The organism is Herbaspirillum sp. WKF16 (assembly GCF_028993615.1).
GTDB lineage: Bacteria > Pseudomonadota > Gammaproteobacteria > Burkholderiales > Burkholderiaceae_D > Herbaspirillum.
Window position 1 is genome coordinate 15,561 of sequence record NZ_CP118632.1, and the last position, 23,051, is coordinate 38,611.

General features: G+C 61.1%; 16 protein-coding genes. 7 read left to right on the forward strand and 9 right to left on the reverse strand.

Annotated elements, in window-relative coordinates:
• Nucleotides 1–35: 35 nt before the first annotated feature.
• From Herbaro_RS00045 to Herbaro_RS00060, 4 genes are all read right to left on the reverse strand, one after another.
• A complete protein-coding gene (locus Herbaro_RS00045; protein ID WP_275011826.1) occupies nt 36–401 on the reverse strand; it encodes a helix-turn-helix transcriptional regulator in 366 nt (121 codons plus the stop codon).
• Between the two features lie 458 nt (nt 402–859).
• Nucleotides 860–2,833 (reverse strand): ATP-binding protein, encoded by a 1,974-nt coding sequence (locus Herbaro_RS00050; RefSeq protein ID WP_275011827.1) that lies wholly within the window; start codon nt 2,831–2,833, stop codon nt 860–862.
• Between the two features lie 886 nt (nt 2,834–3,719).
• Nucleotides 3,720–4,868 (reverse strand): HNH endonuclease, encoded by a 1,149-nt coding sequence (locus Herbaro_RS00055; protein ID WP_275011828.1) that lies wholly within the window; start codon nt 4,866–4,868, stop codon nt 3,720–3,722.
• Between the two features lie 170 nt (nt 4,869–5,038).
• Complete coding sequence (locus Herbaro_RS00060; protein WP_275011829.1) at nt 5,039–5,302, reverse strand: helix-turn-helix domain-containing protein; 264 nt, start codon at nt 5,300–5,302, stop codon at nt 5,039–5,041.
• Between the two features lie 187 nt (nt 5,303–5,489).
• Here Herbaro_RS00060 and Herbaro_RS00065 point away from each other — a divergent pair, with 187 nt between their 5' ends.
• The 4 genes from Herbaro_RS00065 to Herbaro_RS00080 all read left to right on the forward strand — a co-directional run bounded on the left by Herbaro_RS00065 (nt 5,490) and on the right by Herbaro_RS00080 (nt 9,647).
• Nucleotides 5,490–6,323, forward strand: a complete 834-nt coding sequence (locus Herbaro_RS00065; protein WP_275011830.1) for an SIR2 family NAD-dependent protein deacylase — start codon at nt 5,490–5,492, stop codon at nt 6,321–6,323.
• 134 nt (nt 6,324–6,457) lie between these two features.
• Nucleotides 6,458–7,858, forward strand: a complete 1,401-nt coding sequence (locus tag Herbaro_RS00070; protein WP_275011831.1) for a hypothetical protein — start codon at nt 6,458–6,460, stop codon at nt 7,856–7,858.
• Between the two features lie 50 nt (nt 7,859–7,908).
• Nucleotides 7,909–8,310, forward strand: coding sequence for a helix-turn-helix domain-containing protein (locus tag Herbaro_RS00075; protein ID WP_275011832.1), 402 nt, complete (start codon nt 7,909–7,911; stop codon nt 8,308–8,310).
• A gap of 11 nt (nt 8,311–8,321) precedes the next feature.
• Nucleotides 8,322–9,647, forward strand: coding sequence for a type II toxin-antitoxin system HipA family toxin (locus Herbaro_RS00080; protein WP_275011833.1), 1,326 nt, complete (start codon nt 8,322–8,324; stop codon nt 9,645–9,647).
• A gap of 84 nt (nt 9,648–9,731) precedes the next feature.
• Here the strand turns inward: Herbaro_RS00080 and Herbaro_RS00085 are convergent, their stop codons facing one another.
• A complete protein-coding gene (locus Herbaro_RS00085; RefSeq protein ID WP_275011834.1) occupies nt 9,732–10,628 on the reverse strand; it encodes an energy transducer TonB in 897 nt (298 codons plus the stop codon).
• Between the two features lie 183 nt (nt 10,629–10,811).
• On the opposite strand from Herbaro_RS00085, the gene Herbaro_RS00090 reads away from it, so the two are divergent.
• On the forward strand, nt 10,812–12,071 hold the full coding sequence (locus tag Herbaro_RS00090) for a DUF445 domain-containing protein (RefSeq protein ID WP_275011835.1): 1,260 nt from the start codon (nt 10,812–10,814) through the stop codon (nt 12,069–12,071).
• 477 nt (nt 12,072–12,548) lie between these two features.
• On the opposite strand, the gene Herbaro_RS00095 is transcribed toward Herbaro_RS00090, so the two are convergent.
• The 3 genes from Herbaro_RS00095 to Herbaro_RS00105 form a co-directional block, all read right to left on the reverse strand.
• On the reverse strand, nt 12,549–16,310 hold the full coding sequence (locus Herbaro_RS00095) for an autotransporter outer membrane beta-barrel domain-containing protein (RefSeq protein ID WP_275011836.1): 3,762 nt from the start codon (nt 16,308–16,310) through the stop codon (nt 12,549–12,551).
• 298 nt (nt 16,311–16,608) lie between these two features.
• On the reverse strand, nt 16,609–17,535 hold the full coding sequence (locus Herbaro_RS00100; protein ID WP_275011837.1) for a glutaminase: 927 nt from the start codon (nt 17,533–17,535) through the stop codon (nt 16,609–16,611).
• A 79-nt stretch (nt 17,536–17,614) separates the two neighbouring features.
• The gene (locus Herbaro_RS00105) at nt 17,615–19,222 is read right to left on the reverse strand and encodes a methyl-accepting chemotaxis protein (protein ID WP_275011838.1); all 1,608 of its coding nucleotides are present in this window, start codon (nt 19,220–19,222) and stop codon (nt 17,615–17,617) included.
• Between the two features lie 548 nt (nt 19,223–19,770).
• On the opposite strand from Herbaro_RS00105, the gene Herbaro_RS00110 reads away from it, so the two are divergent.
• Complete coding sequence (locus Herbaro_RS00110; RefSeq protein WP_275011839.1) at nt 19,771–20,646, forward strand: Imm49 family immunity protein; 876 nt, start codon at nt 19,771–19,773, stop codon at nt 20,644–20,646.
• A gap of 41 nt (nt 20,647–20,687) precedes the next feature.
• On the opposite strand, the gene Herbaro_RS00115 is transcribed toward Herbaro_RS00110, so the two are convergent.
• Nucleotides 20,688–21,659, reverse strand: a complete 972-nt coding sequence (locus tag Herbaro_RS00115) for a LysR family transcriptional regulator (protein WP_275011840.1) — start codon at nt 21,657–21,659, stop codon at nt 20,688–20,690.
• Between the two features lie 105 nt (nt 21,660–21,764).
• Here Herbaro_RS00115 and Herbaro_RS00120 point away from each other — a divergent pair, with 105 nt between their 5' ends.
• Nucleotides 21,765–22,979 (forward strand): MFS transporter, encoded by a 1,215-nt coding sequence (locus Herbaro_RS00120; protein WP_275011841.1) that lies wholly within the window; start codon nt 21,765–21,767, stop codon nt 22,977–22,979.
• Nucleotides 22,980–23,051: the final 72 nt, after the last annotated feature.

Consider the following 23,051-nt stretch of genomic DNA (forward strand, 5'->3'; position numbering starts at 1 on the left):
TCGGTATGGACTTTGGCTTAGCCTTTGCTGCGTATCTACGCTATCGCTTCAAGAGCATCGTAAATTCGCCAAACGTGGCTGAGGCAAGCTTCGACATCCAATTTTTCGTTATTGGCTTTGACCTGTCGCTGGACCTCTATAAATGCCTGCCTGAAGCGATTGCGATCGATAGCTGACGGGGCGGATCGCAGCCCCGTCAGCACAAAGCGTATGTCGACACCAATGGCCTCCATAGCCGCCATGGTTTCAGCCGCCGGAGAACTACGCCCATTTTCATAGTTGCTCACACTGAGGCGGGAGCCGCCGATGGCATCAGCCAACGCTTGCTGGGACAGGCATAAGCGCGTGCGTTCTTCCAGGAGCCGGGTGCCAATTTTTTGACGAATTTCGAGGTTTCGCATGATTAGCGCGCCAGCATATTTGTCTATGACATTTACTGTCAATATATATATACATACACATACTGCTCATATAGGGTTACCTGTTCGATGACGGAGAACGTGAGAACTATGCCAGGTTAGTGATAAGGCTCTGACGCAGTAAATGAAAAAAGCCAACCTTGAGGTTGGCTTTTTTTATCTGCGAGATCAATATCGAAGCTCAGGGTTGAGGTCGGAAAGTGCGATCCGGAATGGCGACCGGTGACCCTGCTCTCCCAGAGACGTAATCCAATGCAACGAATCGATCAATTGCTCCCCCGATCACTTTTCGAGTGACATTTCACTATTGACGATGACGTATAAACCGATGCCGTAGCGATAGCTATGCCATCGCGACTACGGTGGCCGTACCACCGTATGACAGCCGATTTGAGTACCAAAGATGCCGGTGCTGGACCTTCATCTCGTTGCTTCTCGTATCAATCTCGAGTCGGCGCTGACAATTCGAGACGTGCCTGCGAAGCAGTCAACATGATCTTTGCTGAAAGATCTGCCCCAGACACATCCTCGTAACGGGCCGGAATGCGCTCCTTCAAACGGAACAGGCGCTTGTTGGCGGTACGGGTCAACTGATGGTAAGTGGTAGCTTGCACACGACCACGCACAACATCATCGTCTTTGATCACTTTTTCGGCTGCAGTCTTAGCGGCGAGCTCGTGACCAACGACGAAAGCTCGCAACATGGGCGTTCCTTCAATTGCGCCACTTTCGAGAAAGTCCTGAACATAACCATCTGCCTGATTCATTTCGTCGCGACCGATTGCCGATCGCCCTTTTTTTAATTCGATTATGAGCACGTTCTGGATCCGCGTCAGAGCAGAGTCCGTCGGATCGAAGCCTTCGGTCCCAACGACTGAGCATGTCGAGTCCTTCAATATCACGATGTCCGGGCGCTGCCGAGCGTTGACGAACGCCTCCGCTGAAAGCTTTTTCCCGAAAATCTTCTCGGCGGCCGTTTTCAGGCTGACGTTGGACGCATATTCACTGCTATCGAATTCAGGGCCAAACAGCCAGCGAGCCTGCGTCACTAGGGGATGCAGCGTGTGCAATTCGTCGGCGGTTTCATCGTTGGATAGCTTTTCAATCGCTGCAATGACCGCAAGGCGTTGGTCGATCTCGTCAAGCACAGAGAGCGCATCGCGAACAGTCCACTGGCTAAGCAATCGATCTAGTCCTTCGATGTCTGACTCGTCAAGCTTGGTAAGTTTCTCGAGCAACGCGGCTCCGCCACGCGACTTCTCCAGGTTGATCAAGGTCTGCACAGCGGCGGTGAGCACGTCCTGAGAGACAGTGGGCGTAGTCTTCACGAAGTCGCGGGCGAAGCTGGCGACTTCGGCGCGCCCCAGCGGTGAGAGCTCCTTGAAGTCCTCACGGTTCTTGATCAATGCCTCCTCGGAACTCTCCTCCACCAAATTCGCCGAAATCTGCGAAAAGACCTTCTTGGCGTAACAGCGCGCGGCCTCAAACAAAGCATCAACTTTGGGGCTGCTCTTGAACCTGCCCCAATCCTGCTCAACCTCGGGCAACCAGCCGTCATTAGCCTTAATCACTATCGAATAGCGTTTGGCAAAGCGTGCGCGGCCATCGATCACCGCTTCGGTTCCGACCACCCAGCTCGGAATGCCCACAAGACGTCCATTCACCCAGAAGGCAATGCCTTGATAGAGAGTGGATTTAGATGTTCGCGTCGTGTCTACCACATATGCCTCGGCTGACGGGCAGCCGGGAATCTTCAAGTCCTGTCGCTCGATGAGGCCGGTTTGGTCAACGAGAGCAACCGATTTTCCATTGACGCGAACGACGAACTGCGGATCGTGAATGAAGCGTGCGGCTAGGATTGCTCGAATCTGCTCGGGATCGGGCAAATGGCGACCGACGATGACGGAAAGCTTCGTGCCATGGCCTTTCTTGATCAAGGCCTCCTCTGTCTCGATTTTGAAGGGCGTCTCCTCGCTCTGAGTACCAATCTCGAAACTCGTGCCCTTGTCCTCACGCCACGTCTCGACCAAATACCGATCAGCGAAGCAGAGCAGTCCATGGCGGCCAACGCCATTGTGGCCGTAGGCTCGGCGACACCATTTCTCACGCTCTGGCGGGAACTCAGCCATCGAGCTTTGGTGTTTGATCCGGTCATAAGCAAGCTTCATCCAGCGGCCTTTGAACTGGGCCGCCGTCATGCCATGCCCGTCATCTTCGACAGTTAGAACTAGTTCATGGGCTGGCGGGATCGTAAGTTCCACGAGAGACGCACCCGCATCCCATGCGTTGGCCACGAGCTCAGTGAGGGCGATCTCTGGGTCTTGCGCGATGCGTCCAAGCGTGCGGACAAGATAGTTCTCTTCAAACAGCGACCCAGTCGCTGTGTCTACTTTTGACTTGGTCTTCGTTGCCATTCGCTCTCCCCTTTTTCTTTCCTTTTCCGGCCGCGGTCAGATCACGTTGCCCTCGCAGAACAGGCATTACTTAGCGCCATATTTTTTGAATCCGCGCCACGTGGTTGAAACACCCATATAACCAGAAAATCTGGATCTTGAATTGCCGGCCGTGTCGTCGACATGGAGCTCTTGCTGCCATGATGTCGCTCCTCCTGAGGAAGTTTGATAAACGTATCACTTCGTCGCCAGCCTCCGATCTAGCCCAATGGGGTATTTCAAAAATGGGGCGGTTTTCAATGCTGATCAACACTTGATACAAAACAACACCAAAAATTGTGTCAAGAAGATAATCTAAATCTATCGTTTAACACTCGAGGCTGTATTCCGTCTAAGTTAGTAATTGAGCGGGAAAAAGGATGGATTGAACAATTGAACTCAAGATGTCCTTCGAGCCATCCTTTCGTACTAGGATCTAGTGCATAAGTTCTTGCACTTTGATTTGCTTGGCCATCTGATATCACTGCAGAGATATGTACCAATGCAATTTCGCCTGATCGGATTACTTGCTTCTTCAGAATCGATGATTCAATTCCCTGCGAGCCGAAGAAAAATCTAAACACCCCTCTGTCTAGTTCTATCTCAAATGGTGACAGATTAATTAAATTGAGCCAGATATCACACGAGGCGCATTCACCGAGATTGACTGTCGCTGAATCATGTCTGGGCTTCAAGTCAATATAGATTAGCCGAGCTAGGCGCTCCTTTGGAAACAACCGCTTTGATATGAACGCCGGCAGCCATTTAATGAACGTCCATACTCCGCCAATTGGTATCCCGGGCAATTCCATGTTCTCTCCTAGTCAATAGTCCTTACTACAGCGTTGAGGTCTGATATTAGGCTTCGCTACTCAGATAATTGGGATCTACGGGCTTGCGCATGTAATTTATCCCTTAGCTGTGCGTTTACTAAATTACCGTGAAGACCAGAGTGAATTTGTCGGTGGCATGTAGGGCAGATTGCCGCAACAGAATCCGGATGATCTAACCCTTGATCAGCAAGCCGCGTCGTATGATGTGTCTCTAAATACGGCTCCCCATTTTTCTTCTTGAATGGAGCAGGTTTCCCGCAGGCCTCGCAAACACCAGCCGCTCGCGCCAACACATAGCTACGAACAGTTTGGCTTCTGACATACCAAGAAGACTTAGCTTCACTAGTTCTCTTCTGTCCCACCGGGACATGCGCAGCTTCAATTGCCGCTCGGCGCAATTCATCAAGCGAAAGACTTTGCGGCACCACCGGTGCGTCGTCAGCCCAAGTCTCCTCAACGAGCGCTTCAACTGGCACTAGTTCGAAAACGATGGTCTTTCGCATTTTCTTGTTGCCATTTGCATCGGTCGCTTTTTCTAAGCCACTACCTGGACGCGTGCCAATGCATTCGAACAGACCTTCGTATCTAACACCCTTGCCTTTACCCAGATCCTTAAACAATAAGACGTCTTCACCGTTATCACGATGGTCGGCTAGCGCCTTATTGCCTTTCGTGAATACCATGTCGCCGACCTGACCTTCTCCGACGTACTCGAAGACGCCATCATGCGTCCAGCAGTCGTTATAGCCGTAAGCTTCGCCACTCTCTCCAGAGAAGATGAAGACAACAGGAAATTCTCTAGGAGTCCAAATTCCAGATTGAAGCTGGCCGCCGTAGAGTTGGGTCAGTTGGGTGCGTGTATAGACGTTTCCCTTCACAAGATGAAGTGCCGGATGACGGCGTTCTTCTAACTCTGTGAATCCGAGCTTTGTTAGTACACCAGGGATATCTTTCGCGTCCGACTCAATTCGGCCTTGAGAAATGCGGGTGCCAAATTCATGGAAGTAGGCAGCGCCAACGATGGCCTGCGCGTCATAGACTGTTGGTCCATGCCGTAAGTGGTATTTGAGGGATGACGTGTACTTATAGTTTTTGAGGAAAGCATCTTTCCCCAAGGCATCATATTCCCCGAGCGCTTTCAGAACAGCATCTCTGGAAGCCAATTCCCCAATTCGCTTCTTCATTTTTCTCGCTAGGCTGAAATGTTCCAACTTTGGTTAAGTTGAAATATCGAATTTATTCGATTTCCTGTCTAGCGGAGTGTACCTCGTTATAAATCCGAATGTGCTTCCGAACAAAAAAACTAAGTTATTGAATGAGTTTGCCCAAATGAAAAGAGCCTGCTATCGCAGGCTCAGCTTTTCAACTTACTGTTCTCAAGCTCAAGTAACTCGGGGTTAAGTAATTTTGGCAGCGCGACCTCAAGGGCATTCGCTAGCGCTTCCATATTGTCTACAGAAATATTCCTCGATCCACCCTCCACTTGGCTCAAATAGGTCTGGCTCATTCCCGCTTCAAAAGCTAGTTTCTCCTGCGAAATTTCTTTTAGTCGTCGAACTCGTCGAACATTTAATCCAAATGTCTCGCGAGCAGTAGGCAATGTTTTCGTCTTCTTCATCGCCCCAAGCATCGACCGCCAAAAGGCGACGGTCTATTTATCATATTTAAATCACCATAAACTATAAGTCATATTTATCAAATTATAGCGATTCAGTGTGCAGTTCTCGCATGTTATCTATATGGGTTCTATGCAGCGCCGTTCTACTCGTCTGGCGCCACCCTGTTTTCTACTGTCGGAGCCCACGATGTCATCCATCTCGACTTCTCCTCAGATCGACCCAACCACCCTCTCCCGCGCCCGCCGCTGGATCAAAGACGCCGAGAGCATCATCGTCACCGCCGGCGCTGGCATGGGTGTCGATTCCGGCTTGCCGGACTTCCGTGGGGATGAGGGTTTCTGGAAGGCGTATCCGCCGCTGGCCAGGGCCGGCCTCAGCTTCACCGACATCGCCAATGGAGAGGCCTTCGGCGATGATCCGGAGTTGTCCTGGGGCTTCTATGGGCATCGGTTGGCGCTGTATCGAGAGACCGAGCCACATGCGGGGTTTACGCTGCTGCGCGAGCTGGGTTGGAGCAAGCAGTATGGGATTTTCTTCTTCACCAGCAATGTCGACGGGCAGTTCCAGAAGGCGGGGGTGGCCGGCAATCGTATCGTCGAGTGCCATGGCAGCATCCATTCCCTGCAATGCGACAAGGATTGTGCGGGCATGATCTGGTCGGCCGATATGCTGGTGCCGGTGGTGGATGCGGAGCATTGCCGGCTGCGCTCGCCGCTGCCGCGGTGCCCGTTGTGCAATGCGGTGGCGCGGCCGAATATCCTGATGTTCAATGACTACCGCTGGAACGACAATCGCACCGACGTCCAGTACGAGCGCATGCGCCGCTGGCTGAGCACGGCCAGGCGGCCGGTGGTGATCGAGATCGGCGCCGGCAAGTCGGTGCCGACCGTGCGGCGCATGGGCGAGAACCTGGGCTTGCCGCTGGTGCGCATCAACCCGCGCGAGTGGCAGGTGTGCGGGCCGGATCAGATTGGATTGCCTTGTGGGGCGTTGGAGGGGCTGAGGCTGCTGTTGAAGTGAGAGCGGCTATCATGGGCGCTCACGGTCGCCTGCATCCTGCAGGCCAACCTGTTTCGGTTGGCGAGGACGATGGCAGGTACATGTCACGGCGATAGATGCAATTGCAAAAGCGATCAACAAGGGGATCAGGGGGAATGAATAAATCCGAGTATCTGTCCGGCGCCGTCGTCGACTTTGTCAACTGGTTGGCTGCGAACCTGGAGAGCAACGAGTTCAGGCACAGCTGGAATAACCGGCGTAAGCCTCACCAGCGGTGGACATGCGAGAGCGTGTACGACGCCTATCTCCAGTATCAGTGGCCGCATGGTGGTGTGGACGAGTTGGGTATCCCCGGCGGTACGGGCTACGCTTCCAATCTTCGGGCGTTGGAGGCCATGCGCGCCGAGCTGATACAGGCGCTGAAAGAGAGCGACAACCGGCGCACGCGCAATGCCGCGGTGGCCGTCATGCGCTGGGGCGGCGTGGTGCGCGGCAACGTCAGCTGGCTGACCGCCAGGCAAAGCGGCCTGGCGCAGCTCTTGAAGGAGGTGCGCGCGGCCTTGCATGGCGGCGATGTGACGCGGGAGCCATTGGCTTCGCCTTCGCTGCGCTTCAATGCGGGCATGACCAAGGTGTATTCCCTCATCTGCAATGACTTCATCATCTATGACAGTCGCGTCGCGGCGGCATTGGCATGGATGGTGGCGCGGTTCCAGAAAAAGACCGGCGCCGATCCGGCGAGCCTGGAGGGCCTGCGGTTTGCCTTGCCTGCGCACAAGGAGTCTGCCACGGCCCGCGAGCCCAAGCGGCGCAATCCGAGCAATGAGTTACTGACCTTTCCTAGGCTCGCTGCCGGCTCCCAATATGCGGCGTGGAACCTGAAGGCCAATTGGTTGCTGAACGCCGTCCTGGATCACCCTGATGCCCGCGAGAGCGGGTTTGCCAAGCTGGGCGATCGTCGCGCGCAGCTGCGCGCGCTAGAGGCGGCCCTGTTCATGCTCGGCTATGACCTGCCGGAAGGAGAGGCGATGACGCCTGCTGCGGGCAAGGGCGCAGCCAAGTCGATGTCACCGGAGGACGAGGACTCGACCTGGGAGGAGTGCTTTACCATCGCAAAGGGCAAACGCTTCTTCTACGATATCGAGGCAACGCAGCTTGCCACCACCTTGCCCGGCAATGGCACGCCGTACGTGTATCCGGATGAGATCGTCAATCGGACCTTGTCCAACCTGAGGGAGTTGAATGCGCCGGATGGCGTTTTCGTGCTGGGTAACAGCGCCGACGACGTCGAGAGCAATGAAGAAAAGAATAGCCTGGGTTGCGCCTACACCTTGGCGATCAGTTCAGATGCCGCCAGCGCCGGCGTGGCGCCCAGGACCAGTCGCCTCGGTGCGATGCTGGTGGAGCTCGGCGTCTTTGTTCCGCCTGCCGATGGCAAGAAGCGCGATGGCGATTGGCAACTGAAGGTCGATGCTCCCGGATTGCTGAACGCCGAGGGTGAGTTCGATATCCGCGCTTGCATCAATGCGTGGCTGTCGGAGCAGGATGGCGAGTGATCGGGACGCAGCGCCGGCGAGTTGGATAAGCCAGCTCCGGATACGCCCACATGCACGGCCTGCACTGGATTTACCTCAAAAGTGCGACTATGATGGTGAACATCGATGATGTATTTATCCATCAAAAACACACATTTGATGTAAATATGCGACAAAACAAAGACTTCACATCGCAAGCAGTATTGGACGCGCTGGCCAGCCTGGGTGCGCGGATCCGGCGCGCGCGCAAGGCCCGGAAGTTGTCCTTGACGCAGCTGGAGCAGATCACACGCCTTCACCGCACGACGCTGGGCAGGCTTGAGCTGGGCGACCCCGGCGTATCCGTCGGGACATTTGCCTCGGTGCTGGAAGCCTTGCAGGAGCTTGCCGAAACCGAGCTCCTGCTGAGCCGCCCCGAGACGCCGCGGCAGCAGCGCGGGGTTTCCGTGCCCGTGCTCGATCAGGACTTCTGATGGGGGCGCCCATGCGCCAGATCACCTGCGCGGTCTTTGATTGTTCCGATCCCGCTGAGCCCCGGCCGATGGCCAGCTTCGGCCTGGACGGCGCCGGCGACGGCGTGCTCGGCTACGGCAAGTATTACATCCGGGAGCCGTTCGCGTTCGCCCTGGATCCGGTGCACCTGCCGATGAGCACGCAAATGCAGCCCGTGCGCCGGCGCAGCGACGGTTCGTACGGCGTGCTCTCCGACGCCGGCCCCAACGCCTGGGGCATGAAACTCACCAGCAGCATCAATCGCCAATACGGGTTGCCGCAACCGGTGACGCCGGTGGATTGGCTGATCAAGTCGTGGCACTTCGGATCCGGTTGCCTGGGTTTCTCCGAACACTACACCGTCATGCCGGAACAGGGCATCGCCCCGCAGCCGCTGTCGCGACTGGGCGAGCGGCAGGTCAAGGCGATCGAGGCCCTGGCCGGCGACCCGGATGCGGAGCTGGACGAGGAGGCGGTGCGCTTGTTCTTCCCCGGCGGCAGTCTCGGCGGCGTGCGGCCCAAGACCGTGGTGATGCATGAAGGGCTGGAGCACATCGCCAAGTTCAGTCGCCCCGATGACAAGTTCGACGTGCCCGCCGCCGAATACGCGACCTTGCGGCTGGCGCATGCCGCGGGCGTGAATGTGACGGAGTTTGAACTGGTCGACATCGGCGGCCATTCGGTGCTTCTCGTCGCGCGCTTCGACCGCACGCCAGGCGGCGGCCGGATCCACTATCTCAGCGCCAACACCCTGATCGACATCGATGCGGCAGCGTCCGAACAATATCGCTCCGGATATTCCTATGCGGGCATCGCGGAGGCGCTGCGTCCGATCGACGACCACGCCCGCGAAGACAGCCACCAGCTGTTCCGCCGCATGGTGCTCAACATCCTGGTCGGCAACATCGACGATCACATGCGCAACCACGCCTTGATCAGGCAGGCCGGCGGCCGCTATCGCTTGTCGCCGGCGTTCGACATCGTGCCGCACATCGACGCCTACCATACCCCGCAATCCATCGGCGTCGGCGCGGACGGCCCCGCCAGCACGATGGCCAACGCCCTCTCGCAATGCCGGCGCTTCCTGCTGCTTGAAAGCGAGGCGCAATCGATCATCGATGAGGTGAAGATCCAGGTCGGGCAATGGCGCAATGTGTTTGCCGAAGCCGGCGTCACGAAAAGAGACATGCAGACGCTCAGCACCTGTTTTGCCAATGCGGATAGCGCCGACCGCGTGCAGGTAGTGGGCGCTGATCTCAGTAGCGCCAAGGCTCCGGCGCCCAAGGGACGACGCAAGGCCGCTAAGCCGCGCGCCTGAAGTGGAACCAGCTTTCGTCTCGGAGAGCTTGCATGGGTAATGGCAGCGCCTTGCTGCGGGTATATCGGGGCGACATGAGGTTCGTTACCAGTCCAGCGACATGCGCGGTATTTTCGCAGCCATCGATGCCTCGCTTTCCCCCTGCTCTTCCGCCACGCGCGCAATTGCGGTGCGCATCAGATCCTGCAACATTTTTTCCTGCCAACGCATGCCTACGGCCAGCACGTCCTTGGGCAGTGTGCTGAGCTTGACCAACAATGCCCTGCTTCCGGGCGATGCCAGCATGCGGTTCAGTTCGATCAATTCTGTCGTGGTGAAGTTGCTGTGCAAGCACCGGAGCAAGTTGGCTTGCATGCCGCTCTCATTGGTCAAGGCTTGGCGCATCTTGTTGCGCAGCTCGGTCTCTACCGCGGCCAGCATGGCATCTCCCAGCGTTGGTATCTGCTGTTTGAAGAACTGCCGGATCGTGACCGGCAGCTTATCGGCAAACGCGGTTTGCATTTCATCGCTCGGCAGCTGTTGGATAATGGACAAGATCAGCGCCTTGCGCGATTCGCTCAGTGGCGGCGCCTGCCTCTCGTGCCTGTCGTTGAGTTTGAAGACGAAGCGCTGCTCTGTCGATGTGGCTCGCGCAATATCGCCGCAGATCAGGGGAGGAAAAGTCCTGGCGCCGTTGGCCCGTGCCGCTTCCTGGTCGAGATCTAAATAACCCGAGGTTCGGGTAATTCCCTGGGATGTGATGCGCCCCTTCTCGTCGATGGCAAACTCGACGGTGACCGCGCCTTCTCGCTGTTCCATGCGCGCGTACAGAGGATAGTCGAGCGTTGCTGGAGACGTGGAGACGACCTTGCGTTCCCAAGCCGTAATTTCCGCTTCTGTGCAGTCTGCCGGATGGCCGGCCAGCGCCGGTTTCATTACGGTTATCAGGATTGCGGCGGCAAAGTGTCGCGACCAGCCCCGCGCCAGATGTGTGTGCTGCATGGTTCCCCCGATTGTTCGAATCACTGTGTAATGTGCTTGCCGGCGACTCCATCGCGGCTGCGTAGCGCGATTGTGGCAAGCAATGCGATCAGCTACCGGGCTGCGGCAGCGTTATCATCGTCATATATCGCCATATGTCGGCATATCGATGGAATTGAAACGGCCTTGCGATCTCCAACCCCCATGGACAAACAACAATCCCTGCGCCGCGCCAAACGATTCGCCCTGCTCTGCCTGCTGGTGGCGGTAGCGGTCTTCATCGCCGCGTCGCTGGCGCCGCGCCTGTGGTGGGTGGATCTGCTGCGGGCCATGGCCGAGGCGGCGATGGTGGGGGCGCTGGCCGACTGGTTCGCGGTGACGGCGCTGTTTCGCAAGGTGCTGCTGCCGCACACCGCCATCATTCCCCGCAACAAGGACCGCATCGCCGATAACCTGGCGGTGTTCGTCGAAGAGAAATTCCTGAGCCCGCAGTCGCTGACCGAGCTGGTGCGTCGCCACGACCCGGCGCGGCGCCTGGCCGGCTGGCTGGCCGCGCCGGAGAATGCGCAGCGCCTGGGCGCCTACATGGCGCAGGCGATGGCCGGCGTGCTGACGCTGACCGACGACCGCAAGATCCAGGGCTTCGTGCGCGATGCCTTGCATGCGGCGCTGGGCAAGGTCGACCTCTCCGGCTCGCTGGCCACCATCCTCGATACGCTCACCCGCGACGGCCGCCACCAGCAGCTGCTGGACCGGGTCATCCAGCAGGTGGTCGAGCTGCTCAACCGCGAGCAGACGCGCGCCTTCATCGCCGAGAGCATGGTCGAGTGGCTGCGGCGCGAGTATCCGAAGATCGAGAAGGTGTTGCCCTCCAGCTGGATCGGCGAAAAGTCCGCCGAGACCCTGGCCGACATCATCGACAAGCTGCTGACCGGCGTGGCGGCCGATCCGCAGCATTCACTGCGGCAAGCCTTCGACAGGCAGGTGGCGGGGTTTGTCACGCGGCTGAAGGAGGATGAGGGCCTGCGCGAGCGCGCCGAGGAGATCAAGCGCGAGCTGCTGGAGGGCGAGGCGGTGAACGCCTATGTGGCGGGCTTGTGGAACAGCCTGCGCGAGTGGCTGCGGCAGGATCTGGCGCGCGAGGATTCGGTGCTGCATGCCAAGGCTGCGGGCGCCACGCAGTGGGTGGGGCAGGCGCTGCTGGAAGATGCGGAGCTGCGCGCTTCATTGAACCGCCACCTGGAGCAGGCGGTGGGCGCGCTGAGTCCGGAGGTGGCGAAGTTCCTCACGCGGCATATCAGCGATACGGTGAAGAATTGGGACGCGGCGGAGCTGTCGCGGCAGATCGAGCTGAATATCGGGCGGGACCTGCAGTACATCCGGATCAATGGGACGGTGGTGGGCGGGGTGATCGGGGCCTTGTTGTTTGGGGCTTCGCGGTTGATGCAGTGGCTGGTGGTGTGAGGGGGACTCGAACCCCCTCGCCTTCGATGCAACACACCATCCGTCGTCCTGACGAAGGTCAGGACCCAGCGGCTTTCGTTGTGCATCGTCGGTGATCGATGCTTGCTGACGTAGCTGCTCTTCGTTTTCGTGGTGATTTGTTTTGTTATTCCATTTTTCGCTATACACGCCGAAAGCCGCTGGGTTCCTGCTTTCGCAGGAACGACAAGGAAGAGAGGGCTTGAAGCTTCGAGCGCTTGAGTTGCTCACCTTCCCTTCCACAACCTACCCGTCGTCCCTGCGAAAGCGGGGACGCAGTGTAGTCCGTCCACCTTTATTCATACGCAACGAAAGCCGCTGGGTCCCTGCCTTCGCAGGGACGACAGGAAAGAGGGTGCTTGAATCTCCAACCGCTCGAGCCGCCCATCTACCCGTCGTCCCCGCGAAAGCGGGGACCCAGCGACGTTCAACCGCACATCGCCGCACCCATCCCGCCACCTACCACTTCATCCTGAACCCCGCCACCACCGAATGCTGCGTCTGCAAGTCGTTCAGCCCCAGGTTGTAGTCGAGGAACAGCGACGACATGTTGCCCACCTTGCCGGCGACGCCCGCGCCCAGCACCAGGCCGTCGCGCCGTTGCTGCAGGCCTGCCACCTGGAAGTTCACGCCCGGCGCGCCCTGGAAGGAGGCGTTGAGGCTGCCGGCGGTGTCCAGCCATTGGTGGCTCCAGAAGGCGCGCAGTTCGGTCTGCAGCGTTTCGTCACGCAAGGGAATGTGCCAACGCGCGCCCAGCATCGAGACCGCCGAGCGCGAGGTCTGCGCGGCGGCGTTCAGGCCCAGCGCGCCGGCGCCGGTTTCGGCGAAGGCGTCTTGCCGCAGCAGCGTGCCCTGCATCGACACTAGCGGTTCGATGCTGTAGCCGTCGCGGTCGATGCGGTAGCTGCCTTCCAGGTAGAGACCGAGCTCGTCGCCGTTGTAGTTGCCGGCGGCGCGCGTGGTGCTGCTGCCGATGACGATGCTGCGTTCGGTGCCGTACTTGTTGCGGCCGTAACCGGCGATGCCCTTGAAGCTCCACGGGCCGTCGACATAGCGGCCATATACCGCCACCTGGTGGCCCTTCACTTGGGCGCTGTCGCCGGCAGTGCTGTAGGCCAGGCGGGTGTTGTCGTAGTGGTAGGCGGCGCCCGCGCTCCAGCGTTCGTCCAGCACGCGGTCTACCCCGACCAGCATGCCGTTGCTGTTGCTGGTGTAGCCGGCGGCGTTGCCGTCGGAGCGCGTGTTGCCGTGCCCGCCCGAGACTTGCGCCCACATGCCGCCGTCCTCCCGCGGTTGCAGCTGCGCGAAGCCGCCCGTGCCGCTGCTGCTGTCGGTCATGGTGGCGGCGGTGTAGAGGCGGTCGAAGCGGTCGGCGTCGGCGGCGGCGAACATGAGCGTGCTCATCGCCAGCCCCGTACCGCCGCCGAAGCCGCCGGCGCTGCCGATGTTGCGGTTGCCCAGGGTTTGCAGCGACTGGCCCATCAGGCCCAGCGTGGAGAGGCCCTGGTAGGCGCGCCCGCCCAGGCTCTCGAAGGCGGCCTTGGCCTGCGGCGCAGAAAGCGTGTCGATCTGCGCCAGCGCGGCGCGGAAGGCGGCGTTGGTGCCGGGCGCCGTTCCAGCCTGCGTGAGCGCGTTGGCGACGCTGGCCTGGTTGGGTGTGCCGGCGACCGAGGCGTAGGTGTTGTCGTTGCGCGCCAGCGTGAGCCGTACGCTGTTGCCGGTGTAGCTGACGGTCGGCGCGACGAAGGCGAAGTCGCTGCTCACGCCGGCGTAAGTGCCGGTCACCGTGCCGCTGGCCGAAAGGATGGTGTAGTCGGTGCTGGCCGCATAGGCGCCGCTGCCGGCCTGGATCACCAGGTTGCCGGCCAGGTTGGCGTTGCCGTTGACCTGCAGCTTGCCGCCCGCCCCGCCGGCGCTGGTAGTGACGCGGGTGGTGGAGCCGGCTTGCAGCGTCAGGTCGCCGCCGATGGTGAGCGTCGATGCGCCGGCCGTGGCGATCGTGCCGCCTGAGGCGACCGTGGTGGCGCCCACGGCGCCGCTGCCGGAGAGCGTGCCGCCGCTGTTGACCAGCATGGTGCCGCCCAGCACGCCGTTCACGCTTAGCGCGCCGCCGTTGACGCGCGTCGTGCCGGCGAAGCCCGCCGAGCTGCCGGTGAGCACCGTGTTGCCGGCCAGCTGGTTGATCGCGCCGCTGCCCGAGATCGCGGCGGCCAGTGTGTAGTTGGCCGCGCCGCTGGCATTGTGGTTCAGGTTCAGCGTGCCGGCGCCGGCGCCGAATGCGATCGAGGCGGTGTTGAGATTGCCCGCCGCCGCAGCCGTGCTGCCGGGGGCCGCGCCGACGTTGAGCGTGCCGGTCGAGCCGGCGCTGGTGGCGATGTTGATTGCCGAGGCCGTGGCCGTGGCGCCGTCGCTGATGGTCAGCGCGCCGTTGCCGCCGGCCCCTACGTGCAGCGCGTTGGTGGTGGTCCAGGCCGAGGCGGCGCCGGTCAGCGTCACGCTGCCGTTGCTGTTGGCGTTGTTGGCGATGTAGCTGCGGTTGCCGCTGACCTGGCCACCGTCGGCAATGCTCAGCGTGCCGTTGCCCAGGCGGCCGATGTTGACGTCGTCGGTGCTGCTCCAGGTGGAGCCGGCCCCGGTCACCGTCATGTTGCCCGAGGCGCCGTTGAGGTCGCCCAGGATGCCTTGCGCGCCGCTGACCTGGCCGCCGGCCGAGATCACCACCGTGCCGGACGCGCCGTTGTTGTGCCCCACGAAGAAGTCGCCCGAGTTGGTCCACACCGAACCGCTGCCGCTGATGTTGGCCTTGCTGACCGAACCGTTTTCGGTGCCGACGTAGCCGCCGGTGCTGGTGACGTTGCCGCCGGCCGAGATCGTCAGGTTGCCGTTGCCTTCGTTGCCGATGTAGAGCACGCCCGCATTGAGCCACTTGCTGCCGGCGCCTGTGACCGCGGCGCTGCCGTTGCTACCGCCCATGTGGCCCACCAGCGCCCCGTTGTCGGAGACCGTGGCCCCGAGGGCGACGTTGAGCGTGCCGCTGCCGCCGCTGGCGTAGCCGATCGAGAGACGGTCGCTGGAGGTGAAGGTGGCGTTGCTGACCTGGAGCAAGCCCGCCGCGCCGCTGACGTCGCCCAGGTGCACCACGGCCGCGCCGGCGGTCGCGCCATTGCTGACGATGAGCCGGCCGGTGCCGCCGCTGGCGCCCGCCCCGGCGTCGCCGCCGATGGTGAGGTTGCCGCCGCCGAAGGACGAGCCGGCGCCGTCGACCCGCACGCTGCTGTTGGAGCTGCCCTGCCGCCCGATGACGGTGTTGGCGCTGCTGACGTTGCCGCCGGCCGTGATGTTGAGCACGGCGTCGTTGGTGGCGCCCACGATCAGGCTCACGTTGTTGGTCCACTTGCTGCCGGCGCCGCTGACGTTGACCGTGGCGCCATTGCTGCCGGCGGTGCCGATTACGCCGTTGTTGTCCGTCATGGTCGAGGCGCCTGAGATGTTCAGCGTGGCGCTGCCGCCGCTGCCCACCGTGACGCTCCCTGCCGAGATCCATTGCGCGCCGCCGCCCAGCGTGACGCTGGCGTTGGAACCGGCGCCCTGGGCCAGGACGGCATTGGCGCTCAGGTTGACCGTGCTGCCGCTGACATCGACGGCGCCCCTGCCGCCCGGATTGCCCACGATCATGCCGACGCCGGCGAAGTCGGAGCCGTTGGTCAGCGTCAGCGTGCCGTTGCCGTTGGTATCGCCGCCGATGTAGGTGTCGCCGGTGACGTTGGCGCGCGCGCCGTTGTTCAGCGTCAGCTGTCCCTGCCCCTGGTTGCCGACGTACAGCACGCTGGTGCTGGTCAGCGTGGCGCTGCCGGCGGCGCCGCTGCCGGTGACCGTCACATTGCCGCTGGAGCCGACGCTGTTGCCCAGCAGGATGGATGAGGTGGCGAGCGTGGCCTGGTTGACCTGCAGCGAGCCGGCGCCGCCGCCGCCCACCACCAGGTTGGCGATGACGGTGTTGGTCGAGAGCACCGGGCTGGTCCCGCCGTAGCCGTCGATGGTGGCGCCCTCGCTCGAGGTGGGCGCCGCGCCGGTCCATTGCCAGTTGCTGTTGTTGGTCCAGCTGTTGTTCACCGCGCCGGTCCATGAGGCGACCTGGGCCTGCGCCCCGCCTCCGAGCAACAGCAAGGTCGCCAGCGCGCTGACCGGCAGCGGCCGCGCGGATGCTTTCCAGAATGTCATGATCACCCCCTGAGTCGAGGGCCGCGCATGTTGTTCTGATTTTGTCGTGAAGGAAGTCTTGGCGAGCGCGCGGCCTTTACGTTTGTAAAGGTGGATTCTACAAGTGGCGCACGAGATTTTGTGATTTTTGTCGCCGCCTGGCTGTCGTTCCTGCGACGCGGGAACGACAAGGGAGAGAGGGCTTGACGCTTCAGTCGCTCGAGTCGCTCGAGTTGCTCCCTTTTCCGTCGTCCCCGCGAAGGCGGGACCCAGCGACGTTCGTCATGCATCAACGGCCGCTCGCCGATGCCGGTTCAATTCAAAAAACCGAGAACCCCGACCTCCCCGAAAACAACTCCAGCGCCCGGCCGCCCGCCAGCGAATTCCCGTGCACGTCCAGCGCCGGCGACCACACGCACAGCGCCATGCGGCCCGGCACCACCGCCAGGATGCCGCCGCCCACGCCGCTCTTGGCCGGCAGGCCGATGCGGAAGGCGAAGTCGCCGGCGGCGTCGTAGGTGCCGCAGGTCAGCATGATGGAGGCCACGCGCCGGACCTCGCTGGGCGTGAGCAGGTTTTCGCCCACGCCGGGAGCGGTGCCGTAATGCACCAGCAGTTGCGCCGCGCTGACCAGTTCGGCGCAGCTCATCTCGATCGAGCATTGGCGGAAGTAGGTCTGCAGCACGTCCTCCACCGGCGACTTAAGGTTGCCGAAGCTCTTGATGAAGTTCGCCATGGCCGCGTTGCGAAAGCCATGCCTGGCCTCCGACTGCGCCACGCGCGGGTTGAAGTTGATGTCTTCCACCCCGCTCACCTGGCGCATGAACTCCAGGATCGCCAGGTGCGGGTTCACGTACTGGCTGCACAGGATGTCGGTCACCACCAGCGCGCCGGCGTTGATGAAGGGGTTGCGCGGGATGCCCTGGTCGGTTTCCAGCTGCACCAGCGAGTTGAACGGAGTACCCGAAGGCTCGCGCCCCACGCGCTGCCACAGCGCGTCGCCCAGCTTGCGGTAGGCCATGATCAGCGTGAAGACCTTGGAGATGCTCTGGATCGAGAAGCGTTCGTGCGCGTCGCCGGCGGCGTAAGTGCCGCCGTCCGGCAGGTAGAGCGCGATGCCCAGCTTGTTGCGATCGATGTGGCCCAGCTCGGGGATGTAGTTGGCGACCTTGCCTTGCAGCGTCAGCGGGCGGACTTCCTCCAGCACCTGTTCGAGGATGGGATTGAAATTGAGCGCGGTATCCATGCGTGGTCGGCGGGTGGTGTGGGTGGCGGAGGCGATATGCGCATCATGCCACCCGCCGCGCCCGCGCGCAGCATCCGTATCAGGCCAGCTGCAGGGCGCGCGGCGATGCGATGGTGCGCAGCGCCGGCCCTTCCTGCGGCTGCGGCGAGAGCTTGAACACCGACACCAGCCGCGCCAGTTGCGCCGCCTGGTCCTGCAGCGATTGCGCGGCGGCCGCGGCCTGCTCCACCAGCGCCGCGTTCTGCTGCGTCACCTGGTCCATCTGCACGATGGCCAGGTTCACCTGTTCGATGCCGCTGCTCTGCTCTTGGCCCGCGGCGCTGATGTCGCCCACCACGCCGCTCACGCGCTGCACGCTGGAGACCACCTCGTGCATGGTGGCGCCGGCCTGTTCCACCAGCCGGCTGCCGTTGCCCACGCGCTCGACCGAGTCGGCGATCAGCTCCTTGATCTCCTTGGCGGCGGTGGCGCTGCGCTGGGCCAGCGAGCGCACCTCCGAGGCCACCACCGCGAAGCCCCTGCCCTGCTCGCCGGCGCGCGCCGCCTCCACCGCCGCATTGAGCGCCAGGATATTGGTCTGGAAGGCGATGCCGTCGATCACGCCGATGATGTCGACGATCTTCTTCGACGATTCGTTGATGGCGCCCATGGTGTCCACCACCTGGCCCACCACCGCGCCGCCGTTGCGCGCCACCGAGGAAGCGGAGTCGGCCAACTGGTTGGCCTGGGCGGCGTTGTGCGCGTTTTGCTTCACGGTGGAGGTGAGCTGCTCCATCGAGGAGGCGGTCTCTTCGAGCGAGGCGGCCTGCTGCTCGGTGCGCGAGGAGAGGTCGAGGTTGCCGCGCGCGATCTCGCTGCTGGCCGTGGCGATGGTGTCGGTCGAGGTGCGCACCTGGCCGACGATGTCCTGCAGGTTGTCGTTCATGGTCTTGAGCGCGCGCAGCAGCTTGCTGGTCTCGTCGCGCCCGCTGTGCTCGATCTCGGAGGTGAGGTCGCCGGCGGCCACCGTCTCGGCCACGCGCACCGCGCGGTCCAGCGGCCGGGTGATGCTGCGCGTGATGGTCCAGGCGATCGCCGTCGCCACCAGCAGGCCGGCCGCGGCCAGGCCGATCAGCAGGTTGCGCGCCTGTGCGTAGTTGTCCTGCACCTCGTCGCCGGCGGCCTTCATCATCTCGTGCTGCTGCTTGATCAAGGCGTCGGCGGCGTTCATGTAGGCGCTCTGCACCGGCCGCACCTCGCCGATGAGCACGTCGATGGCGCCGTCCTTGGTGCCCTCCTTGACCATCGCCAGCACCTTGTCGCGCTTGGCCAGGTAGGCGTCCTGCGCCTTGAGCAGCGCCGCCAGCGAAGCGCGGCTGGCGTCGTCGGCGAGCAGCTTGTCGAGCTGGGCGAGATCCTCGCGCGTGGCGCGGTCGGCGCCGGTGATGCGGTCCGATTCGCTCTTGATCTGCGCCTCGTCCTTGAGCAGCAGGATGTTGCGCACCGAGCGCGCCACCAGGTTCAGCTGGTCGACGATGTCGCCGGCCACCACCGTCTTCGGATACTTGTCATGGATGACGTCGTTCATCTGCCGGTTCAGCTGCCCCAGCCGGGTCACGCCCGAGGCCGCCATCACCAGCATCAGCGCCATGAGCAGGCCGAAGCCCAGCCACAGCCGCACGCGGATAGTCACGTTCGAGATATGCACGTTGATTCCCCCTGTCGTCGGGCGACATTGTGTGATTGCAAGACGGATAGGCGCAGCAGCCGGCAATGCGCGTCGCGCGCGGGCGATGGCAATGAAATACGCCGACGCTACTGCAGCATAGGCAAGAAATGGCGGCAGCGCCAAGCCGATCCGCGCATCGGCCGCCGCTTCTCCCTGACGCCGGCGTTCGCCGCCGGCCGTTGAGAGCTCTACCATCTTTTGCCACGTCGCGATGTTGGCGTGATGGCATGTCAATTAGTAAATGTTCTCGCCACCAAGAAAAATATTTCTCAAAAAACGGGAAAGATCGGCGGATAGATAAAGTTTCGACATTGCCTTGCGGCAAAACACGTTGTTACACTTTGTTGTCCCGTGATCACCAACAACGAAAAGCCGCGTCCATCGGGGGATGGCCGGCGCGTGTATCGCACTGGCCTTACCGCATTCTCACCCGGTCTTTTGGCCCGGAAACTGGTGAAAGCAGTATGGGCAGTCGATTCAAAAAGCATGACCATTGTTAAATTTTCAGGCTCATTTCAGGCTCATAAATGAACAAGCCTGGTAAAGAAACCATTGCACGGCAACTGCACCTCTGCGAGGCCGGTTTGGACAAGACGCTCGAGAGGATCTATTTTCGTCGGAATGCAGGCTCGCTGTGGTTTGCGATGTCAGATGTGGAGAGGTACGCCTTGGCCAAGGGTTTGTACGGCTTCTATATCGACGGCAATGCGGCCGCGCTCAAGCAATGGTTTCACGTCGCCACGAAGGTGCGCCTTGCCAACCGGCGTGATGACTTGATCACCGGAGTTTTTCTGATGCCAGCTTTGCTCAGCGACAACGAGGATGTCATTCAGGCCGCCGCCAGGGCAACCACCGACAAGCTGCACAAGGAAAGTGTCAATCCTCTCTATCCCGGATTCCATGTCCGGATGATCCAGCAAGCCATCCTGGGTGAAGATGACGCTCTTCGCGTCAACATTGCCAAGCTGGCCAAGAATGGAGAGAAGCAATATCGAAAACCTGCTGCGGCGGGCACGGATTTCTATTCCCTATTGCTGGCGCAAGACAAGGAGCGCTTGCAGAGCCTGGTTCAGGAACATGCGAATGTGAAAAGCGCTGACATCCTGTTCGAGGAGTCAATATCCTATCTGGCTACTTTGCAAACCAAGCTTTGCTGGCGCCGAGGCATCGAGCTTGAGATCGACAGCCCCCTGGTGCCCATGGAACTGATGCCGGTGCGGCCGCTGGGCCGCTACGACGATGTCTATGAATTCGTTAACCCTGAATGGGTTCCGCCGCGCCAGGGAATTCTAGGCAGGCTGGAGCGGTTGTTCCGGAAGACCACCATCCCGCACTCATACCTGCTCACGCGACCACTCGGCGCCGACTCATCCAACACTGCCGATCCGAAGGATTCTTCGTAGCGACGACTGGGCGCGTTGATGCTGTGGGCAGCTGCCGGTCTTCAGTTACGTATTGCGTTCTTTTTCTGAGGCGCCAAGGTCTTGGCGCGGGACATGGCAAGCAGCTCCGATGTGGCGCTCTCAAACTTCACTACAAGGAAATCGAGAATAGCGCGCACGCGAGGAGGCATGTATTTCGTCGCATGAAACACCGCATACACGCCGAGCTCTTCGATGCCATCTTGAACCAGGAGGGGAACGATCTTCCCGCTTCGGACGTCGTCAACGGCATCCCAAATGGTTTTTCGCGCCAGTCCTTTGCCGTCCAGCAGCCATTCCCGCGCGAGCGCGCCATCGTTGGTTTCCCAAGCTTGATCCATGGGGATGGCAAATCTTTGATGACGGCCGTTTCTTTCGAAATACAGCTCGCTCAGGAGGCCGGTCGCTGTCGACAGCACGATGAAGTCATGCTGTGCCAGGTCTTCGATCGTGTGTGGCGTTCCACGCTGCGCCAGATAGGCGGGTGCGGCACAGAGCACACGCCAATTCGGCGCCAGCCGGCGAGCCGCAAGTGTGCCTTCATCCGGCCTTCCGAAGCGAATGGCGAGGTCGATGTCATCCCGCAGTAAATCCGACAACGCATCCGACAAGGTCAGCGCGATCTTCAGCTGGGGATGTTCCCGGCAAAATTCATCCAGCCAAGGCTTGAGCGTGCGGCGACCAAAATCGGCCGACGCGGAGATCCGGATTTTCCCTCTGATTTCACGCCTGCCGGCCAGAAGCTCAGCCTCTGCCTCGTCGACTGCGTCGAGCGCCGTCTTGCAATAGCGCAGGTAGACCTGTCCCTCCTCGGTGAGGCGCAGCTTGCGCGTGGAGCGGTCGAAAAGCTTCGCCTGAAGGGCGGCCTCCAGCTTTTGCAGCCTGGCGCTGGCGGCTGCGGGCGACAGGCCGAGCTTACGCCCCGCAGAGGAGAGGCTGCCAAGTACCACTGCCTCGGAAAACAGGCGCATATCACCCAGTCTGTCGGTAGCCATTATTCATTTGGATTTGAAGGTAAATGAAATATTAGACCAATTATCAATTCCAGATCGATGGGCCACACTGCGCGCTGTTACGACCTAAAGGAAAGGGAATCTCCAGTGAGCAATCGATCAAACCCGACGGTGCTTCGCACTTGCGAGGAGGATGGCCAAGGCCTGCCGCTGGCGGCTTTGCTGGCATTGACGATGGCCAGCTTCATGGCCACCGCAAATGAAAGCGTACCGGCCGGATTGCTGCCGGGCATCGCACATGGCTTAGGAGTCTCAGAGGCGGGAGCCGGTCAGCTTGTGACGTGCTGCGCATTCGGCTCCGGGCTGGCGGCGATACCGTTGACAGCGCTCACAGTGAGCTGGCCAAGGCGCCGGCTGCTGGTTGCGGCACTTTCCATTTTCCTGGTCGGCAACGCCATGACGGCGGCGACGGATCATTACCTGGCAGCACTGTTGGCGCGATTCGTGATCGGCCTGGCTACCGGCGTGACCTGGAGCCTGCTGGCGGGCTATGCCCGCGCGCTCGTCGACCCCGCATACCAGGGACGCGCCATGGCAGTGGCAATGGCAGGTATCCCGCTGGCCCTTGCGCTGGGCATGCCGCTAGGCAGTTGGCTTGGCGCCGTGGCCGGCTGGCGTAGCGTGTTTTGGTTCCTTGCGGCGACAGCGGCGGTACTGATCGCCTGGGTCTATGCCGCCGTTCCTGAACGTCTGGACAACCGGGCACTGCGCCGCAAGAGCTTGCCGGGTGTCTTGGCGATGACGGGAGTCCGGTCTGTTCTTGCGGTATTGGCGCTGTGGATTTTTTCTCACTACCTGATGTACACCTACCTCTCGCCCATGCTTACGTGGCTTGGGTTCGAATCGTTCCTGCAGCAGACGCTACTCATATTTGGCCTGAGCGCAGTGGCAGGTAATTGGCTGGTGGGAATGCTGATCGATCGTTGGCTGCGTCGTCTGGTACTCGCCTGCCTTACGGCATTTGCGCTGACAGCCGCCGGTTTTGCTCTGTCTCCCTCCGATCCCGTCTTGGCCAGCGTCGGCATCGTCGTGTGGGGGCTAAGTTTCGGAGGCGCCCCGACCCTGCTGCAAACCGCATTGGCCGACCAAGCCGGCGCAGAGGCGGACCTTGCCCAGTCGGTGCTCGTCACGGTCTTCAATCTGGCCTTTGCCGGCAGTGGCGCCTTGGGCGGTGCACTGCTGGAAGCTCGCGGGGCAGGAATACTTCCCTGCGTTGCGGCCGGCTTGCTGGCAGTTGCCGGATTGGTCGCCTGGCAAGCATCGCATTCCGGTTTGAAGGCAGGTTCCCGATCCACGAGGTGACACGGCAGAAAGCAGGCTTCCTGGCCGGCAGGGACATTTTAAGAATTCATCGGAACACAAAGGCAGATGGCG

What these genes read in the sequence shown, in the direction of transcription:
- Herbaro_RS00095 (WP_275011836.1), bottom strand. Translation starts at nt 16,310, where the DNA reads ATGACATTCTGGAAAGCATCCGCGCGGCCGCTGCCGGTCAGCGCGCTG.
- Herbaro_RS00060 (WP_275011829.1), bottom strand. Translation starts at nt 5,302, where the DNA reads ATGAAGAAGACGAAAACATTGCCTACTGCTCGCGAGACATTTGGATTA.
- Herbaro_RS00110 (WP_275011839.1), top strand. Translation starts at nt 19,771, where the DNA reads ATGAACAAGCCTGGTAAAGAAACCATTGCACGGCAACTGCACCTCTGC.
- Herbaro_RS00085 (WP_275011834.1), bottom strand. Translation starts at nt 10,628, where the DNA reads ATGCAGCACACACATCTGGCGCGGGGCTGGTCGCGACACTTTGCCGCC.
- Herbaro_RS00055 (WP_275011828.1), bottom strand. Translation starts at nt 4,868, where the DNA reads ATGAAGAAGCGAATTGGGGAATTGGCTTCCAGAGATGCTGTTCTGAAA.
- Herbaro_RS00115 (WP_275011840.1), bottom strand. Translation starts at nt 21,659, where the DNA reads ATGGCTACCGACAGACTGGGTGATATGCGCCTGTTTTCCGAGGCAGTG.
- Herbaro_RS00050 (WP_275011827.1), bottom strand. Translation starts at nt 2,833, where the DNA reads ATGGCAACGAAGACCAAGTCAAAAGTAGACACAGCGACTGGGTCGCTG.
- Herbaro_RS00070 (WP_275011831.1), top strand. Translation starts at nt 6,458, where the DNA reads ATGAATAAATCCGAGTATCTGTCCGGCGCCGTCGTCGACTTTGTCAAC.
- Herbaro_RS00090 (WP_275011835.1), top strand. Translation starts at nt 10,812, where the DNA reads ATGGACAAACAACAATCCCTGCGCCGCGCCAAACGATTCGCCCTGCTC.
- Herbaro_RS00045 (WP_275011826.1), bottom strand. Translation starts at nt 401, where the DNA reads ATGCGAAACCTCGAAATTCGTCAAAAAATTGGCACCCGGCTCCTGGAA.
- Herbaro_RS00100 (WP_275011837.1), bottom strand. Translation starts at nt 17,535, where the DNA reads ATGGATACCGCGCTCAATTTCAATCCCATCCTCGAACAGGTGCTGGAG.
- Herbaro_RS00075 (WP_275011832.1), top strand. Translation starts at nt 7,909, where the DNA reads ATGCACGGCCTGCACTGGATTTACCTCAAAAGTGCGACTATGATGGTG.
- Herbaro_RS00080 (WP_275011833.1), top strand. Translation starts at nt 8,322, where the DNA reads ATGCGCCAGATCACCTGCGCGGTCTTTGATTGTTCCGATCCCGCTGAG.
- Herbaro_RS00065 (WP_275011830.1), top strand. Translation starts at nt 5,490, where the DNA reads ATGTCATCCATCTCGACTTCTCCTCAGATCGACCCAACCACCCTCTCC.